The following is a 17184-nucleotide window of genomic DNA, read 5'->3' as shown; positions in this document are numbered from 1 at the left end:
AAGTAATGGGAAGACCGACGAAATACAATAAGAAGATAGCCGAAAAGATATGTTCGCTTATCGCTACCGACACCTATACGGTGGCGGAAGTATGCCGTATGGTTAAAATTTCCGATTCTACTTATTACGATTGGATTACCCGGTTTCCGGAGTTTTCGGAGAATATAAAAAAGGCCGAAGCGGAACGTATGGCCTTCTTCGTAGCCGAAGCGAAAAAAAGCCTTCTACGAAAGATACAAGGGTACACGGTGCAGGAAAAACACATCACTACGGTAGGTTCCGGCAAGTACGACATAAACGGCAAGGAGATACCGCGAATAAAGGAACAAAAGATAGTCGATAAACACTACCAGCCGGACACGGCAGCGATAATCTTTACACTAACCAACGGAGAGCCGGAGAATTGGAAGAACAGGCAGAACAACGAGGTAACAGGCAAGGACGGTAAGGACTTATTCGGGCAGCTTACCGACGAAGAATTAGACGCACGTATAGCCGAATTGGAAAAGAAATTAGATAAATGACGCGCCAAGAGAAAATAGAGTATATAGCCGCATTGCGGGAAAGGTTGATACGCGAAGCACGTACCGACCTTTTGCCGTTTACCCGTGCTACTATGCCTACTTTCGACCCTGCTGAATTTCATGTACGATATTACCACGTTCTAACCTTATTCGCGGAAGGGAAGATTAAAAAGCTAATGGTATTCATGCCGCCCCAGCACGGCAAAAGCGAAGGTTCTACGCGCCGCCTTCCGGCTTATATACTTGGCCGGAACCCGGACAATAAAATAGCCGTCGTAAGCTATTCGGCACCGAAAGCCCGTAAGTTCAACCGCGAAATACAGCGCATTATAGACACGCCGGAATATGCCGAGATATTCCCGGAAACGCGCCTTAATTCATCGAACATTACGACCGTTGCCGGTGCATGGCTTCGCAATGCCGACGAGTGCGAAATAGTAGGACACCGGGGCGGTTTTAAGACCGTCGGCGTAGGTGGCCCGCTTACGGGCGAACCGGTAGATACCCTGATAATGGACGACATTTATAAGGACGCTAAAACGGCGTGGTCGGCAGTTGTTCGGGAAGCTATCGAAGATTGGTACGATACGGTTGCCGAAACCCGATTACACAACAATAGCCAGCAGCTTATAGTATTTACCCGCTGGCACGAAAAGGACTTAGCCGGCCGCCTATTGGAGCAGCAAGGAATATACGACCCGGTAAACAATCCGAACGGGTGGGTAGTAGTAACCTACCAAGCGATTAAGAAGGGCGCACCTACCGAATACGACCCGCGCGAAGAAGGTACGGCACTATGGCCCGAACGCCACAACTTAGAAAAGTTGGAAGCCATACGCACCCGAAACCCGCACGTATTCGAAAGCCTTTACCAGCAAGACCCCAAACCTTTGCAGGGCCTTATGTACGAAAATCCTTTTAAGGAATACGACATACTGCCGGCCACCAAGCTACGGAAGGTTAAGAACTATACCGATACGGCGGACGAAGGCGCGGATTTCCTTTGCTCGATAACCTACCTTGAAACCGAGATAGGAAACTTTATTTTGGACGTGCTTTATACGGCTAAACCTATGGAGTACACCGAACCCAAAACGGCCGAAATGCTAACCAAACACGCGGTAGAATTGGCCGTAGTAGAGAGCAACAACGGCGGCCGGGGCTTCGCGCGTAATGTAGAGAAACAAGCCCGGTTAATGGGTAACAACAAAACCCGTATTAAGTGGTTCCACCAAAGCCAAAACAAAGCCGTACGCATATTTACGCATAGCGCGGAAGTGCAAAACCTTACCTATTTCCCGCGCGGGTGGGCGCAAATGTGGCCCGATTTCTACCAAGCCCTTACGCACTATATGAAGGTTGGCAAGAACGCCCACGATGACGCGCCGGACGCATTGACCGGAACCGTAGAGCAACGGCCAATTACAGGTAAGAAAAGCGCGGCCGGATATTTCGCATAATGTTTAACTATCAATAGACAATAAAATGAACAGCAAGCAGATTAACGAACTTTTGGCGAGCGAGAACCATAGTACCGCTATTGCCGAATTGAAGAACGGACGTAATGCGACCGAGCCGAACGCGGCCGAATATATCGCCCAGCTTGACCCCCAAGGCCACGACGTAAACGACCCGGTAAAGCGTAGGGATAAGAAGGTAAAAGTAGACCTTTCCGACTTCGATATAAACGACGAAGAAAAGAAGAACATAAAGACCGTTACCAATGGCGACGGGGAAACCGAAAACTTCCGTATCGAGCCGGTAGCCCGCGTAGCCTTGGCGATTCAGAAACTTATAGTAAAGCGGGCCGTAGCCTTCACGTTTGGAAACCCCGTAATTCTTAATGCGGAACCGGAAGAAGGCACCAAGGAAGCCGACGTTTTGAAGGCTGTAAAGCGTGTTTTGTTCGATAACAAAAGCCGCACCCTTAACCGAAAGGTAGCGCGGGGTATGTATAGCAGTAAGGAATCGGCCGAACTTTGGTACCCGGTGGAGAAACCGACGAAAAACTACGGCTTCGATTCAACGCACAAACTTCGGGTAGCCATTTTTAGCCCGTTGTTCGGCGATAGGCTTTACCCCTACTTCGATGAAACGGGCGATATGGTAGCTTTTTCCCGCGAATACGTCGTAAAGGATAGCGCGGGGGTAAAACATACCTATTTCGAAACCTATACCGATACCGAAATACGGAAATGGACGCTTACCAGCAACCAATGGCAGTTATTGGACGGCTACCCCAAGAAGAACCAAATAGGCAAAATCCCGGTTATCTATGGCCGCCAGCCCGCCGTAGAATGGGAAGACGTGCAGAACCTTATAGACCGCTTGGAAAAGTTGCTTTCTAACTTCGCCGATACCAACGACTACCACGCAAGCCCGAAAATCTTTACTACGGGTACTATTTTGGGTTGGGCCAAGAAGGGCGAAAGCGGGGCCGTTATCGAGGGCGAAGAAGGCGCGACCGCACAATATCTAAGCTGGGCGCAAGCCCCCGAAAGCGTCAAATTAGAGATAGAAACCCTTTTGCGTATGATTTACACCATTACGCAAACGCCGGATATTGCTTTCGATTCGGTAAAGGGTATCGGGGCCGTTTCGGGTGTAGCCTTGAAGTTGCTATTTATGGACGCGCACCTAAAAGTACAGGACAAATGCGAGGTGTTCGACGATTATTTACAGCGTCGATTAAGCGTAATACAGGCGTTTTTAGCACAAATGAACGCCAAGGATAAGGCTTTTGTAGACGCTTGCGGTAGCCTTATTATCGAACCCGAAATAGTGCCGTTTATGATTGAGGACGAAGCCGCGAACGTAAACCTTCTTCTTTCGGCCACCGGTCAGAAGGCTATTTGTTCGCGGAAGACGGCCGTACAACAGTTGGGCTGGGTAAACGACACGGACGCAGAGATAGAACAGATAGAAGCCGAAGAAAGCGCGGCTTCCTATTCGTCTATTTACGAACCCACCGTATAACTACTAACCAAGTATCTAATTAAGATATGGGTAACATAGTAGCAAAATTCGACATAGATAAGCTATTTGCAGGCGTTTACGAAGCGGTAGACATCATAACTGCCACCGTTGTAGACGCTATGCAAATGGCTTGTTTAGAGGTTACGCAGAACGCTAAACTATTGAACACTTACAAAGACCGAACGCACCTATTACGTTCGTCGATTGGCTTTGTTATCTACAATCACGGCGAAAAGGTAGCGGAAAGTTTCGGTTCTACCGGCGGGGAGAAAGGAAGCGAAGGCGTAGAAAAAGGTAAGCGTATGGCGGAAGAAGCGGCAGCACAATACCCGAACGACATAGTAGCGGTTATCGTTGCCGCCGCCGATTATGCCCTATACGTTGAAAGCAAGGGGTACGACGTAATTAGCGGCCCTTGCAGCGAGTTAAACGCAATTTTAAGTAAGTATATCCAAATTGCAATAGAAGAACTTAGGGCGTAATGGATAAAAGGCAAGAAGTTATAAAATATATAGCAAGCGTAGAAAAGCAACTTTACGCCTTGTTTGGCAATACCTATCACGCGGCCCTAAAACTTACCGAGGTTAGGAAAGCGATAGAATCGGGGGCTTCTTTTACCTGGAAAGGGAACCCGGCCGCCGAACGCAAGTTAGACCGGTACCTAAAAGACCTTAGCAGCAAAACAGCCCTTATTACCAAGAACGGAATTATAGGAAGTTGGGACAAAGGAGAAGCACGGGTAAAGGAACAGGTGTTAGAAGTATTCGGGAAGACTTCGACGCGGCGGAAAGAAACTACCGACATTTGCGAACAGGCAGTAAAGGCACACCGGGCCAAAGGAGCAACGGGCCATGCCTACGCCAATGCCAGCCGCGAGGGTATGAACCTATCTACCCGTGTTTGGAATTTGACGGCGAAGGCGAAACAAGAACTTGAAATTATCATACAAAACGGCATACTTGAAGGGAAAAGCCCGGAAGAAGTAAGCCGTAGCCTTCGCGGGTACTTGAACAATCCCGACGCGCTTTATAGACGGGTTCGCAACAAGGAAACCGGGGAACTTGAATTAAGCCAAGCGGCGAAACAGTACCACCCCGGCCAAGGTGTATATAGGTCGGCGTACAAGAACGCCCGCCGCCTTGCCGTTACCGAAATGAACGCCGCCTACCGCCGTGCAGAGTGGGAAAGCTACCAAAATAACCCCCTTATTATCGGGTACGAAATTCGGTTGAGCAATAACCATACGGTAGTAATTAACGGTAAATTACGAACCTTATACGATATTTGCGACGTATTAGCCGGTCGATACCCTAAAACTTTCCTTTGGACGGGTTGGCATCCGCATTGCCGTTGCGAAATGGTGCCTATCTTTATTTCGGAAAGCGATTTTAGGGAACGAATAAGGGCACGTAAGGCCGGAAAGTTGAAGGATTGGAAACCGAACCCCCAGCGCACCGTAACGCAGGTTCCGAAAGCCTTGACCGATTGGATAGCCAAAAACGAGGAACGCTCGAAAGGTTGGAAGACCTTACCGTACTTTGTTCGGGATAACCGTAAAAGTATAGGCACGTTGCCGGTAAACACCTACACCGCCGAAGAACGGAAGTTTACGAGAGCAAGAAGCACAGCCGAAGCAATGGAACGGGCAACGCAATTGCTTAGTACGCTTTACCCGGATATTCAGAATACAGAACTTGCGGCCCTTCATCACTACACCCAGCAAGGCGGGAACTACCGGCAGCTTAATAAGCAGTTGGATAAAGGCACCCTTACCGACTTTAACAAGGCTTCGGCTTCCCTTATGGCTAAGGCGTTGGAAGAATTGCCGAAGTATCGGGGAACCGTCTACCGAGGCGCGATTATGAAGCGGAAGGATTACGAACGCCTTTACGCTGGCAGGGACGAAATAAAACACGCTATTTTCACTTCATCGACGAAGACCCCGGCCGTAGCTTGGCGATTTGCCAGCTATCGGGATTTGAAGAAGTCGGAAGTACGGATACTTTTTGAGATTCAGAGTAAAAACGGCCGCGACATATCCGATATTTCGGAATTTAACGGTAAATTTGCTACCGAAGACCAGCAGGAAGTATTATTTACTAACGGTACCAAGTTTAAGATAGTAAGCACCGATACGGATTTGTTCGGCACTATTTACGTTAAAATGCGGGAATTATGACAGACGAAGAGAAATTAAAAGCCCTTGACCCGAAGAACCCGTTTACACAGGCTATAAAGGATTGGGCGAATACCCCGGAAGCAGAGCGGCAAAAGTTTTACGAGCGGAACGCGGCCGCTATTGACCGTTGGCAGGCAGAAACCGACGCAATGGCGGAAGACGACGATACAGACGAAAAGAAGGAGTAGCACCGCGCTACTCCTTCCTTATTTTTCCCAAATTTCCATTTTACGGCGTTCTGTTTGGCGGACGGGTATTTAATACTACACAAAGACGATGCACGAAAATAGGGGCGTTTCTCGGCATTAAAAAGGCTCCTTTGTTTTAGATAGCAGTTTAAGCAAGCGTTCGTTATATTCCGAATCTTCCCCGAATACACCAATAGCCACTCTTAAAACCCGGATTTCGTTTTCCCTATCCTTTTGTCGTCGATATATAATTTTCAACCTATCGTATGCGTGGCGACCGTTGGAACGCATCGCTATATTTTCTTCGTAGACTTTTACCGCGTCTTCTATATTCCCTTCCTTTTCGTACCTAATGCCAAGCAAATTTAGCTTTGCGCTTCTTTGTATTGAATAATCCAGCCGTCTACCTTTTGCAATGTTATTAAGTGCTTGGTAATAAATATTTCTATCTATTGTAACGTATTTGTTCCCTAATTGTTTAGCTTTGAAAGCCAAACGAGAAAGGCCGACTTCTTCCCCAGCGTAAACGATGTTTTGAGCCGATAAAAAAGATACAGGTACTTTTATTTCGTCTTTGTGGGCTTCGATATTAGAAGGAGTAGCCTCGGTGTTGCCACAAAATAGCTTTTTTATCCATTTCATACTATTGCTTTACGAAAATGTACGGTAACGATAAATCGGGGTCGTGAAGGTTCATTTTCGTATCGCTTTTTATCGAAAGCGCGAATTTCTTGTATAGCTTCTTGGTGGAAGTCCGGTATAGGCGTAGTTCATCGGCCGCGTTAGAGAGCCAATAAAAACACGGTACGTCTTCGTACCCCTCGCTATGGTAAACCAATTCGCCGAAGGCAGAGAAAAGCAAGCGTTCGCCTTCGATAAAGTCGTTTTCGTAGATTTCTACGGGCTTATTGTTTTGGGTTCCGAATATGATTTTATCCGGGTCGGGTTGCAATTCGGCACCGGGATAGTCGCCAAGGTTGGAAAATTGCGTATCGGCCCAAGTCCCATTAAATACGGATAAGGCTTTTTCTTGTTGTTCTGTGTAACTTCTTCCGGGGTCTTCATCTTTGGAACAACCGGCAAAAGCCACTACACAGGCCAAAAGGCAAAAGTAAATTTTCTTCATATCGAAAACTATTATTACCCCAAGGCCCGAACAGGCATTACACAAATAAAAAAGCGTGGGCCTTTCTTGGTTTACAAGTTTGAGGCATCGCCAAACGCCCACCGTAAAATAAACCATAACCCACGCTTAGCGATATATCGAACAATGATATACAGCAAGCAGGCGTTAATAGGTCTATCTATTACGGTTTGTTAATTGGCGATTTTCAAACTTAGATACCTATACGCTTTTACAAGCGTCCCCGGATTTCTCCCCGGAAACATTGCAAATATACTGCAAAAACACTAAACAACACTATTTTACGGCATAAAATCGCGCAAAGAGCAAGGCAGGGGCAACCCAGCCCCTACGCAGGAGCAGACCAGCACCAGCCCGGCGGCAGGCTTGGGGCTATTGTACTTCGGAATCAGATAGTTACGTTTGCTTTATTGCTTAATATCTTATAATACAATTATTTGCGGTTATGCGAAATTCATGCGTAAGCCATAGCCCAACCCCTAACCAGCCCCAAGCGAGGGGTTTATTTTGGGCCGCGCAACCTTCATTTATCAAACTATTATAAATAACTAAATATCAATTATTAAGGCACACACAAACAAGGAGCTTGCCAGCTCCTTGGCAGGGGGCTACTTAGCCCCTGTGGATAAATATAAGGATAAAGATATATATAGAGAGAAAGAGGGTGTAGGGGGAAAGAGAGGGAAAACGGGCTTTCGACTTGCGCCCCGAACTACCAACATTACCGGGCAGCTTGCAACATTAACTACCAACATTACCGGAATGTTGATAGTAACCGCCGCTATGTTGGTAGTTCCGCCGGCAGAATGTTGATAGTAACACAGCGGTAACAAAATTCCCATATTTCTACTTATTCACGAAGGGCCGGATAACCGACGAAGCAAGAATACCCGTTTTTGCCCTTTCTCGTGCCCGCCATTCGATTTTATGCGGTTGGCTGGTATATTTCCTTGTTTGGATAATAAAACGGCCTAAAATCGCCTTCTTTTGCTATCTTTCGTACTGCATTGCTATTTGTTCGTGAAATTATCTTTTCAACTATCGAGGCAACCAAAGACCACCCCAGCCCCTTATAGGCCCATACGGTTGAATTGTTGAAACGAGTGTAGAGAACTTGCAACGCTATACAAATATTCGTATTACTATAATACGTTTCTTTGTTGCAGGTTTAATTAAATCACAAAAATCAAAATGGAACTAAACGAAATTGTAGCACTACTTGAAACACAGTTTCCGGGCGTGCGAAAAGACGGGCTTAACCAGCTTGCGCGAGTTATCGCCATGCAGGTTAATACCAAGGAAGAAGCTACCGGTATCGTAGGTAAACTTACCGCCGAAGCCGTAGCGAAGTTTGTAGCGGATTGGCGCAAAGACGCGGACGCGGAAATAGACAAAGCGAACAAAACGCGCGAGGACAACCTGCGTAAGAAGTACGACTTTGTAGAAAAGAAACCGGAAGAAGGCGGTACCCCACCCGCACCGGCCGGAACCTTGGACGCTGCAACCGTGCAAGCAATGATTACGAACGCCGTAAAGGAAGCTACTAAGGGCTTGCAGTCCGAAGTAACGAGCCTTCAAAGCGCGGCCGTAACCGCCAACCGCCGGGAAACGCTTGTTAAAGAGCTTGCCGACGTACCCGAAGCCTATAAAGCAAAGGTTCTTAAAGATTTCGACAGAGTAGCCAAACTTGGCGGCTTTGCCGACGAAAACGCCTTTAACGAGTATCTGACCGAAACCAAGAACGACGTAGCAGCCTTCGGCCAAGAGTTGGCAGACCGGGGCCTAAGCCTTCACGAAAAACCGGTACTTGGTTCCCCCAACAAGGACGGAGTAAGCGCGGGCGTAGAAAGCTACATACAGGCAAAGGCCGCAGAAGCCGCAAATAAGGGCTTGGGCGGCAAAGAGGTTTAACGCTAAAAAACTTTCGAAATGCTTAAAATCGACAGGAAAAAGGATAACCGCGTAATTCGTGCGTTTACCCACAAGGTCGCCGACATTCCGAACGGTATTACCGTTTCTGCCGACGACCTTACGCAGAAAGTTCTGCACGAAGGTACGCCGGTTGGCAAAGATGAAAACGGGCTTTATCATGTAGTGAAAGTAGCCGTTCTTACCGACGACGCTACGAACTCCGCTACCACCTACACCGTAAAGAAAGGCCATAACTTCAAAGTCGGCGACGTGCTTATGCTGGCTCCCGGCGGGGCGGCCTACGCTATTACCGCTATCGCCACAAATAGCGGCGACGGCAGCAAAGACGACCTTACAGTAGGTACAACCCTTGGAGTTGCCGCAAAAGCCGGCGATTCGCTTTACCTCGCAGCCGAGGCCGGGGCTTCGGGGGCAGCCTTCAAATACGCACCGGTAGCCCTTGTGGGCGAAAGTTACGACGTGGACGCGCTTAGCAACCATATCGTAAACGCTTGGACTATTGGGCAGATTCGGGAAAGCAATATCCCGCCTATCGGTGCCGAAGTGAAAGCCAAACTTACCGGTATTCAGTTTATCTAATTTAATCGGGAAAAGTTATGCAAAGGAGCTTAATGATTGGCATTACCGAAAAGGATATGCAGGCTGTAGTTAATACCTACGACCTTAACCCGTATTACTATCCTACCTTGTTCCCTTTGAAGGAGAATTACACGATGACGTGGAAAGCCCTTGAAACGCAGGTAGGGTTAAAGATTGCCGGCGACCTTGTAGCTCGCGGCGCAAGTATCAACAAAAAGACCCGCGAAGCTATTGCGCGTATTCAAGGCGATATTCCGAAGGTGGCTATTAAGCGCACCAAGGACGAAAACGAGCTTAACGAATACGAAATTATGGTCGCCATGACTTCCGCGAACCCCGACCTTCGGGCGTTGGTAGAAGCGTGGGCCGAAGATACGCAATTTTGCTGGGACGGCGTAGCGGCCCGTTTGGAATGGATTGCGTTGCAGTCTATTTCGTTGGGCAAAGTAACGCTTACTAACGAAAACAACAATAGCGTAATTACCGAGTACGACGTAGATTATCAAATCGACGCAACGCAGAAGGTCGGATTTCAGACCGGCTCGGCCGCTTGGAACACCACCGGCGCGAAACCGTTTAGCAAGGACTTTAAGGCTATCGTAGCTAAGGCCAAGAAGAAGGGTATTAGATTGAAGTACGCCTTTATGAACCTTGACACCTTCTCGCTTATGGCTCAGACCGAGGAAGTAGTAAAACTTTCCGCTTCGTTCGCGGCTAACGCCTTGAACATCGCACAAACGCCGAGCTTGGAACAGGTAAACGCAGCTATGAAGGGTTTGGCGTACTTGCGTGGCTTACAGGTCGTAGTTATCGACCAAGATATTACTATTGAGAAGGACGACGGAAGCCGCCCGTTCAGTGGAAACCCGTTTGCCGACGACGTAGTAATGTTCAGCGAAAGCAAGGTACTCGGTTCGACCTATTGGAAGAAGCCGGCCGATATGAACCTTAAAGGTTCCGTAGCAATCAAAGCTATGAACGGACACACCTGCGTAAAGAAGTATTCCACCGAGGAACCTATCGAAGAAGTTACCGTAGGAATTGCAAACGCTTTCCCGGCTTGGCTTTCTTCGGGCCGTTCCTTCCTTATGGACACTTCTAACAGCACCTGGACACACTAACCGGAAAGGGACGGCCGGCAACGGTCGCCCCTATCCTAATACCCTTACCCGATGACTTACAAAGAATGGATTACTAAGACGGTCGGCAAATTCCAGCTATCGGCGGACGACGTGGATTTGATACTTTGCAACCAAAGCGGACTTATCCCCGACCCGGACGCACCGGTAGACGTGCGGAAGGCTAAAACGGCCATTTGCCGAGAGTTTACAACGCTTATCCCCCTTGCCAATATCGGAGAAGGCGGGTATTCCATTAGTTGGAATTGGGACGCTATCAAACTTTGGTATAACGCGACTTGCACGGAATTAGGCATTACGCCGGCCGGCAAGCCCAAAATTCGGAACAAAAGCAACGTATGGTAACGACTTCCTACCAATACCCGCAATACTTGTACGCCTTGCAGCACGACGGCGAAAGCGTCCAATTACCTAACGGTTCTTGGGAAACGCCCGCCGCCGCATGGGAGTTAAAAGCAGTTTGCCGGGAAGAAACCAACGGTAAAGGTTCGACAATTCAGACCGCCGACGGAGAAACCCGCGTATTCGCTTCGCTTATCCAGCTACCGAAAGGTACGGCCAAAATTCCCGAAGGCACGCAGGTAATTGTAACGCGGGAGAAGGTAGACGTTAGCCAGCTTTCGAATACCGAGTTTGTAGAAGCAGCCAAAGCAACGGGCTTAGTTGTAGTAACCGGAACTTGCGAAAAGTTCGACCTCGGCCGGCTTCATTGCCGGTTATGGATTTAACACAAAGAGGTATGCAGAGTATAGAAACCGATGATATTCTTTTTGAGATTCTGAACGCTTCGGCCGAATTGAAAGCGGCCCTTAGCGGCGGAATATTCGTGCAGGGAGAACGGCCGGATAATTCCGGGAAGGAAGACGTAGTAATTAACAACCTATTCCTAAACCACGAAGTACCGCAAACCGGAACTTCAAACGTAAATATCCACGTCCCCGACAAAAAGGAAAGGATAGGCCGAACCGAACAATTTAAGGCGCATAGGGAGCGAATACGCGAACTAACGGCTATTGTTCTATCGGTTCTAAAATCGGCGAACATTACCGGGCTGACTATTCGGGTTTCTACGGAAGCCATAATTAAAGAACCGGGCATTAACGAGCATTACAACAACTTGCGGGTAGAATGGAATATACAACGAACTAATTAAAATTTACGACAATGGCAGCAAAGAAAACTTATACTATCGGTCTTTCCAAGATTGAGGTAGGAGCAATTGCCGAGGACGGCGGTATGGGCGAAACCTTGGACGTATTGGGTTATACCTACCAAGACACCTGCACGATGACGCAGGAAGACCCGGAAACAACCGACCACTACGCCGAAGAAGTGGACGACCCCGTAATAAGCATTAGCCGGGGCGGAAAAACGAACTTCAACTTTTCGATTATGAACCCTTCGGTTACGGTTCTTGCCGACCTTTTGGGCGGCGTAGGTACCCCCGGCACGGGTTCAACGCCGGATAAATGGGAAGCTCCGGATAAAATCCCCGTAGTCGAAAAGTCGGTACGCATTACCCCGGAACAGGGCCTTAAATTCGAGATTCCGCGCATGAAACTCGTAAGTAAGATTAACGCAACTTTCAGTAAAAGCGGTATTCTTCTTATCGAGGTTGCCGGTACCGTATTGCAGCCGACCAAAACGGGAACTAAGAAAATAACCGCTACGCTTATGACCGCCGCAGACGTGCAGGCATAACGCGGGGAAAGCCTTACTTTAACCCGAAAGCCCCCAAATGAAAGTTTCGGGGGCTTTCTTGATTTAACGACGATATGAACGACGATACGATAAGAGAAAAAACGGATTTAGAGTTAGAGCGCGAAGAACTTAACCTTTTGGTAAAGCAAGGTATAAAGTTCAGCGTTACGCATAAAATCCGCCGGCATAAAAAAGGCGTTAAAGGATTCTTCCAACGTCCCGAAGTAATTACGGTAAAGGAAGACTTCGAAATACAGGAACCTACGCTTTCGGTTCTTGACAGACTTAGCGCGATATGGGTAGAAATGGGCTTAGACGAAAAACGGCTTACAGCCGGCGGAACGGAAACCTTGGCGGAAGCGAAGCGCATAGCCAAAGATAACGCCGCACGTATGGCCCGAATAATCGCTATTGCCGTATTGGGCGAAGATTACCACGTTACCGAAGTTTGCGCGGGTGGAAGGGTAAAAAAATACAACGACGATAAGGAGTTAGACCGGCTTACGGCCCTTTTCTTCCACACTATTAAACCTTCCAAATTGGTAGGACTTTCCGAAGCCGTAACCAGCGTAAGCAACTTAGGGGATTTTATAAACTCTATGCGCTTGATGAGCGGCGCAAGAACGACCCAACCGAGGACGGAGCGCATAGAGTAATAGGGCTTAATAGTCCTTACGGCCGCCGGGGTTCGATTTGCGCCCACCTTGGCTGGACTTGGGATTACTTACATCACGGCGTAGCTTGGGCCGTTGTTCAACGGTTGTTAATCGACGCGCCGCGCATGGCCGACGACGAAGACGGCAATACAGCGGGCAACACGACAACCAAGATAACCAGCGAGAACGCCGAAAGTATTTTACAACAAATAAATAGCATTATCCGATGAATATAAAAGGCGGTGCCTTGGAGTTCGATATAATTGCGAATAACGGGCAAATAAATAGCGCATTGGCCGAAACCAAAAGGCGCGTACAGGGTTTCACGGACGCAACCGTAGAAGGCGGCGACCGTATGGAAGCCGCGTACAGAGAAGCCGCCGCACAAATTGAAGCGGCGTTTAAGGATATAGACACTATGGCCGCAATCCATAGTAACGCAATCGCCGACCTTGAAAAAGAGTACGCCCGCTTGGGCGAAGCGGCCGGGGCCGCCTTTATGAAAGGCACCGCCAAGGGGGACGAAGAATATAGGGCATTAACGGCCAAACAACAGGCTATAAAAGACGAAATAGCCCAGCGGAAAGCACTTTTGCAGGAAGTGGCGAACACGGCGGACGCTTTACAGAAAGAAGAACAAACCTTAAACGAGAATAAGGCCAAGGTAGAGCAAAACGCGAAGGCGAAAGGCATGTTACGAACGCAAGTTATGAACCTTAAAAATTCACTTGCGGAAATGGAACAGAACGGGAAGCGTAATACGGACGAATACCGGGCTATGCAGGCGGAATTAGGCCGTTTGGCGGACGCTATGGCCGACGCAAATACGCAGGCTAAAATTATGTCCGACGACTACCAAAATATGAATACCGTATTAGAGGTAATGGGCGGTATAAGCGGGGCTTTTTCGGCCGCGCAGGGTGCGGTAGGACTGTTTGCCGGGGAAAATGAAAACTTGCAAAAGATTATGGTTAAAGTTCAGTCCCTTATGGCTATAACCATAGGCTTACAGCAGGTAGCCAAAACCTTAAACAAGGATTCATATACCCAGCTTGTATTAGTTCGCAAGGCGAAAGAATTACTTACCGTAGCGGAAACGAAGTTTGCTACGGCTTTGGGTATTTCCAACGTAGCGGCAAAGGCGTTAATGGCGACCTTAACCCTTGGCCTTTCAGTAGCGATTACCGCTGCGATAGCCTTAATTTCCAAATTCATATCCAAGAATCGGGAAGCAAAGAAGGCGCAAGAAGAATTTAATAACAAAGTGGTAGAAGCTGCCGCCGAACCGGTTACAGCAATTACCGAGCTTTCCACCGCATGGAACCGGCTGGGTAACGATATGGCCGCTAAAAACAAGTTTATCGAAGACAATAAAGACCGCTTCGAGGACTTGGGATTTTCCATTAAGACGGTTAAAGAAGCGGAAGACTTGTTAGTAGCTAATAAGTCGAAGTTTATAGAAGCCTGCTTAGAACGGGCCAAAGCGTTAGCCGTACAGGAATTGGCCGTAGAGAAATACAAGGAAGTATTAAAAGCCCAGCAGGAATTAGAAGCTACTCCGAAAGCGTATGTATCGAAGAAGGGAACATATAAGGACGGTTACGGCGTAGAGCGTAAAGGCGTTATAATTGAAAAATCCCGCGATTGGAAAAAGGCCGAAGATGCCGTAGCGAAAGCGGAACGGGAATATAACGCCTTGATAAACCAGCAAGTAGAATTTACCGCAAAAGAACGCGAAATTTTGGATTCTATCGGGGGCGGTGCGGATAAAGTGGCGGAAGGCAGTATAGAAGCTCTGGAAAAGACTATTTCAAAGTTGCGTGCAAAGTATAAGGAAGCTACCACCGATAAGGAGCGGGCCGAGTTATTGGCGAAAATCAAAGAACAGGAAGCGTTACTTAAAAAAATGGATTTATCCGGCACGTCTTCTAAGACTACGCAAAAAGACCCGTTTACGGAACAATTGGAAGCCCGGAAAAAGAAATATACGGAGTATTACAATTGGGTAAATTCCAAAGACGAAGTAGTACGCAATGCCGCAAAAGCCGAGTTCGCCGGGTTGCTGAAAGAAGGAAGTAGCTATTTGGATTATTTACAGAAGCAGCGCGACCAGCTTATTAAGGCTATCGGAAGCGGAACGGCCACAAAGACACAAGCCGAAGAATTGCAGAAGCTAAATAACGCCATAGCCAACGAAACGAAGGAAACCGTTTTAGCCGGATTCGAAAAGGAGCTTAAAGAACAACTTTCCGGGGCACGTTCCATTTTGGAAATGGTTAATATCTTGGAAGAAAAGCGTAAGGCTTTGACCGGGGACGGTTCCGACCTTGACAAAGGTAAAAGCGACATTATTAAGAAGCAGCAGGAAGACGTAGAGCAAAAGGCCAAAGACCGGACAAAAGCCCTATTATCCGAATATGCGGACTATTTGGGTAAGAAGATAACCTTTGAAGCCAACTACGCCGAAAATAGCCGCCTTCTTAACGAGCAATTGGCGAAGGCCAAGACGGACGACGAACGCCGTATAGCCTTGGAAGCCTTGGCGAATTTGGAGAAAGAGCGCAAAAAATACGCAAAAAGTTCGGGGAACGAAGACTACGACGCATTGGTAGAGGAATACAAAACATATCAGCAAAAATGCGCCGATATTTCCGCGCAATACGACGAAAAAATAGCATTGGCAACCCAGCAGAATAACGAAGAATTAGTAGCGAAATTGCAGGAAGCCAAGAATAAGGCCCTTTCGTCCGCAGCGTTGCAGGAATTGACCGATTCCGGGGCTTGGGAGCAACTTTTCGGGAACCTCGACGACCTTACTACGGCGCAAATACAGGCCCTTATAGATAAAATCGAAGCGCAAAAGGCCCAATTAGGCGTAGAACTTAACCCGCAAGACTTAGACGTAGTTTTAAGCAAGTTGCGGGAAGCCAAGGACGAAATACAGACCCGCAACCCGTTTAAGGCCCTTTCTACGGCTTTGAAGGACTATAAGAAGGACGCAAGTAAAGCGAACCTATCCGAAGTATTCAAAGGCGTAGGGGCTACGGCCGATTTGGTAAAAGGTTCGTTCGACGCGGTTACGGGTGCTATTGAGAAAATGGGAGGTTCTATGGACGACGAAACCCAAGCTATTTTAGGGGACGTAGGCGGAATTGTGGACGGAATAGGGCAAATGGCACAGGGGTACGCAACTATGAACCCGGCCCAAATGATACAGGGAGCCGTAGGTATGCTAACTTCCGTCTTTGACCTGTTCAACTCCCGCGACCGTAAGGCCGAACGAGCCATTAAGAAACACGCTGCTGCCGTCGAAGAATTGGAACGCGCCTACAAAGCACTTGAACACGCCGTAGATAAGGCGTTAGGCGAATCGGTTTACGATAACCAAAAGGCCCTTATTAACAATATGCGCGAACAACGCGCGCACTTGCGGGCTATGTGGGAAGCGGAAGAAAGCAAGAAAAAAACCGATAGTGGTAAGGTAAACCAATATAAGGAGCAGTACGAAGAATTAGGCCGCCAAATCGAAGACACCATAGCCGAAATTACGGAAAGCGTAACGCAGACTTCGGCAAAGGACTTGGCTACGCAATTGTCCGACGCGATAGCCGAAGCCTACTCCGACGGCTTCAACAGCGACAAAGTAAAAAGCGCGATTGAAAAGGTTACGAACCAGGTATTAGGTAATGCCGTAAAGAACGCCTTAAAAAAACAATTCCTCGAACAGCAGCTACAAAATGCCGTAAAGCAGTTGCAGCGCGATATGGGTTTTAACGATGAAGGCGGCGGTTCCTTCGACGGCTTGACCCCGGAAGAACAGCAACGGTTTAAGGATAGAGTAAAATCAATAGCCCAAGGGTACGCCGAAGCCTTGAAGTTGTACGAAGATTTGTTTAAGGACTTGGACGATAACGGCGACCCTACTACGAGCCTATCCGGTGCAATTAAGGGAGCCAGCCAAGAAAGTATAGATTTATTGGCCGGACAAACGAACGCCGTACGTGTAAACCAAGTGCAGGAAATAGAAATCTTGCGCCAGCAGCTTATACACCTTGCCAACATCGACGGCAAATTAAGCGTATCGAACCGGCACCTTGAACAGATAGAAAAGAATACTTCGGGAAGCGCGTCCGACCCGTTACGGGCGCAAGGAATAACAATGTAGC

The 17184-nt window shown here is 48.0% G+C and carries 17 protein-coding genes; 15 read left to right on the top strand and 2 right to left on the bottom strand.

From position 1 onward, the window contains the following. The first annotated feature begins 5 nt into the window (after positions 1 to 5). From NQ492_RS13195 to NQ492_RS13170, 6 genes are read left to right on the top strand one after another with little or no spacing between them, the layout of a single operon-like run. Positions 6 to 524, top strand: coding sequence for a terminase small subunit-like protein (locus NQ492_RS13195; protein ID WP_015545824.1), 519 nt, complete (start codon positions 6 to 8; stop codon positions 522 to 524). Beyond that, the gene (terL, locus tag NQ492_RS13190; RefSeq protein WP_015545823.1) at positions 521 to 1984 is read left to right on the top strand and encodes a phage terminase large subunit; all 1464 of its coding nucleotides are present in this window, start codon (positions 521 to 523) and stop codon (positions 1982 to 1984) included. The genes NQ492_RS13195 and terL overlap by 4 nt, the downstream gene beginning before the upstream one ends. A 25-nt stretch (positions 1985 to 2009) precedes the next feature. Then, on the top strand, positions 2010 to 3500 hold the full coding sequence (locus NQ492_RS13185) for a phage portal protein (RefSeq protein ID WP_015545822.1): 1491 nt from the start codon (positions 2010 to 2012) through the stop codon (positions 3498 to 3500). Positions 3501 to 3526: 26 nt separating this feature from the next. After that, a complete protein-coding gene (locus NQ492_RS13180) occupies positions 3527 to 3982 on the top strand; it encodes a hypothetical protein (RefSeq protein ID WP_015545821.1) in 456 nt (151 codons plus the stop codon). Beyond that, complete coding sequence (locus NQ492_RS13175) at positions 3982 to 5679, top strand: hypothetical protein (RefSeq protein ID WP_015545820.1); 1698 nt, start codon at positions 3982 to 3984, stop codon at positions 5677 to 5679. The genes NQ492_RS13180 and NQ492_RS13175 overlap by 1 nt, the downstream gene beginning before the upstream one ends. Continuing rightward, positions 5676 to 5867 (top strand): hypothetical protein, encoded by a 192-nt coding sequence (locus NQ492_RS13170; RefSeq protein WP_015545819.1) that lies wholly within the window; start codon positions 5676 to 5678, stop codon positions 5865 to 5867. Before NQ492_RS13175 ends, NQ492_RS13170 begins: the two co-directional genes overlap by 4 nt. Before the next feature lie 117 nt (positions 5868 to 5984). Here the strand turns inward: NQ492_RS13170 and NQ492_RS13165 are convergent, their stop codons facing one another. Then, a complete protein-coding gene (locus NQ492_RS13165) occupies positions 5985 to 6509 on the bottom strand; it encodes a tetratricopeptide repeat protein (protein ID WP_015545818.1) in 525 nt (174 codons plus the stop codon). A gap of 1 nt (position 6510) precedes the next feature. Next, entirely contained in the window at positions 6511 to 6993 is a 483-nt protein-coding gene (locus tag NQ492_RS13160) for a hypothetical protein (RefSeq protein ID WP_019131460.1), read from the bottom strand. A gap of 1209 nt (positions 6994 to 8202) precedes the next feature. On the opposite strand from NQ492_RS13160, the gene NQ492_RS13155 reads away from it, so the two are divergent. The 9 genes from NQ492_RS13155 to NQ492_RS13115 all read left to right on the top strand — a co-directional run bounded on the left by NQ492_RS13155 (position 8203) and on the right by NQ492_RS13115 (position 17183). Next, a complete protein-coding gene (locus NQ492_RS13155; RefSeq protein WP_015545816.1) occupies positions 8203 to 8922 on the top strand; it encodes a hypothetical protein in 720 nt (239 codons plus the stop codon). 18 nt (positions 8923 to 8940) lie between these two features. Further along, positions 8941 to 9522 carry a hypothetical protein gene (locus NQ492_RS13150; RefSeq protein ID WP_015545815.1) on the top strand — a complete coding sequence of 194 codons (582 nt, stop codon included), beginning with the start codon at positions 8941 to 8943 and terminating at the stop codon, positions 9520 to 9522. Positions 9523 to 9539: 17 nt separating this feature from the next. Further along, entirely contained in the window at positions 9540 to 10643 is a 1104-nt protein-coding gene (locus tag NQ492_RS13145; RefSeq protein WP_015545814.1) for a major capsid protein, read from the top strand. Between the two features lie 51 nt (positions 10644 to 10694). Further along, positions 10695 to 11006, top strand: a complete 312-nt coding sequence (locus NQ492_RS13140) for a DUF6706 family protein (RefSeq protein WP_015545813.1) — start codon at positions 10695 to 10697, stop codon at positions 11004 to 11006. Then, positions 11000 to 11389 (top strand): hypothetical protein, encoded by a 390-nt coding sequence (locus NQ492_RS13135; RefSeq protein ID WP_015545812.1) that lies wholly within the window; start codon positions 11000 to 11002, stop codon positions 11387 to 11389. Before NQ492_RS13140 ends, NQ492_RS13135 begins: the two co-directional genes overlap by 7 nt. Positions 11390 to 11400: 11 nt before the next feature. After that, positions 11401 to 11814: a hypothetical protein gene (locus tag NQ492_RS13130; RefSeq protein WP_015545811.1), complete on the top strand. Its 414-nt coding sequence runs from the start codon at positions 11401 to 11403 to the stop codon at positions 11812 to 11814. Between the two features lie 11 nt (positions 11815 to 11825). After that, positions 11826 to 12362: a hypothetical protein gene (locus NQ492_RS13125; protein WP_015545810.1), complete on the top strand. Its 537-nt coding sequence runs from the start codon at positions 11826 to 11828 to the stop codon at positions 12360 to 12362. A gap of 74 nt (positions 12363 to 12436) precedes the next feature. Beyond that, positions 12437 to 13018, top strand: coding sequence for a hypothetical protein (locus tag NQ492_RS13120; RefSeq protein ID WP_015545809.1), 582 nt, complete (start codon positions 12437 to 12439; stop codon positions 13016 to 13018). A gap of 226 nt (positions 13019 to 13244) precedes the next feature. Continuing rightward, positions 13245 to 17183 carry a hypothetical protein gene (locus NQ492_RS13115; protein WP_015545808.1) on the top strand — a complete coding sequence of 1313 codons (3939 nt, stop codon included), beginning with the start codon at positions 13245 to 13247 and terminating at the stop codon, positions 17181 to 17183. Position 17184 lies beyond the last annotated feature (1 nt).

This window comes from Alistipes shahii WAL 8301, assembly GCF_025145845.1.
In the GTDB taxonomy this organism is placed as follows: Bacteria; Bacteroidota; Bacteroidia; order Bacteroidales; family Rikenellaceae; genus Alistipes; species Alistipes shahii.
The sequence above is the reverse complement of the archived record's forward strand: the minus strand, read 5'-3'. Positions and strand labels throughout refer to the sequence as shown.

Coding starts and splice junctions, on each gene's coding strand:
- NQ492_RS13165 (WP_015545818.1), bottom strand. CDS start 6,509: ATGAAATGGATAAAAAAGCTATTTTGTGGCAACACCGAGGCTACTCCT.
- NQ492_RS13180 (WP_015545821.1), top strand. CDS start 3,527: ATGGGTAACATAGTAGCAAAATTCGACATAGATAAGCTATTTGCAGGC.
- NQ492_RS13175 (WP_015545820.1), top strand. CDS start 3,982: ATGGATAAAAGGCAAGAAGTTATAAAATATATAGCAAGCGTAGAAAAG.
- NQ492_RS13135 (WP_015545812.1), top strand. CDS start 11,000: ATGGTAACGACTTCCTACCAATACCCGCAATACTTGTACGCCTTGCAG.
- NQ492_RS13115 (WP_015545808.1), top strand. CDS start 13,245: ATGAATATAAAAGGCGGTGCCTTGGAGTTCGATATAATTGCGAATAAC.
- NQ492_RS13130 (WP_015545811.1), top strand. CDS start 11,401: ATGCAGAGTATAGAAACCGATGATATTCTTTTTGAGATTCTGAACGCT.
- NQ492_RS13155 (WP_015545816.1), top strand. CDS start 8,203: ATGGAACTAAACGAAATTGTAGCACTACTTGAAACACAGTTTCCGGGC.
- NQ492_RS13140 (WP_015545813.1), top strand. CDS start 10,695: ATGACTTACAAAGAATGGATTACTAAGACGGTCGGCAAATTCCAGCTA.
- NQ492_RS13125 (WP_015545810.1), top strand. CDS start 11,826: ATGGCAGCAAAGAAAACTTATACTATCGGTCTTTCCAAGATTGAGGTA.
- NQ492_RS13170 (WP_015545819.1), top strand. CDS start 5,676: ATGACAGACGAAGAGAAATTAAAAGCCCTTGACCCGAAGAACCCGTTT.
- NQ492_RS13185 (WP_015545822.1), top strand. CDS start 2,010: ATGAACAGCAAGCAGATTAACGAACTTTTGGCGAGCGAGAACCATAGT.
- NQ492_RS13145 (WP_015545814.1), top strand. CDS start 9,540: ATGCAAAGGAGCTTAATGATTGGCATTACCGAAAAGGATATGCAGGCT.
- NQ492_RS13195 (WP_015545824.1), top strand. CDS start 6: ATGGGAAGACCGACGAAATACAATAAGAAGATAGCCGAAAAGATATGT.
- NQ492_RS13150 (WP_015545815.1), top strand. CDS start 8,941: ATGCTTAAAATCGACAGGAAAAAGGATAACCGCGTAATTCGTGCGTTT.
- NQ492_RS13120 (WP_015545809.1), top strand. CDS start 12,437: ATGAACGACGATACGATAAGAGAAAAAACGGATTTAGAGTTAGAGCGC.
- NQ492_RS13160 (WP_019131460.1), bottom strand. CDS start 6,993: ATGAAGAAAATTTACTTTTGCCTTTTGGCCTGTGTAGTGGCTTTTGCC.
- terL (WP_015545823.1), top strand. CDS start 521: ATGACGCGCCAAGAGAAAATAGAGTATATAGCCGCATTGCGGGAAAGG.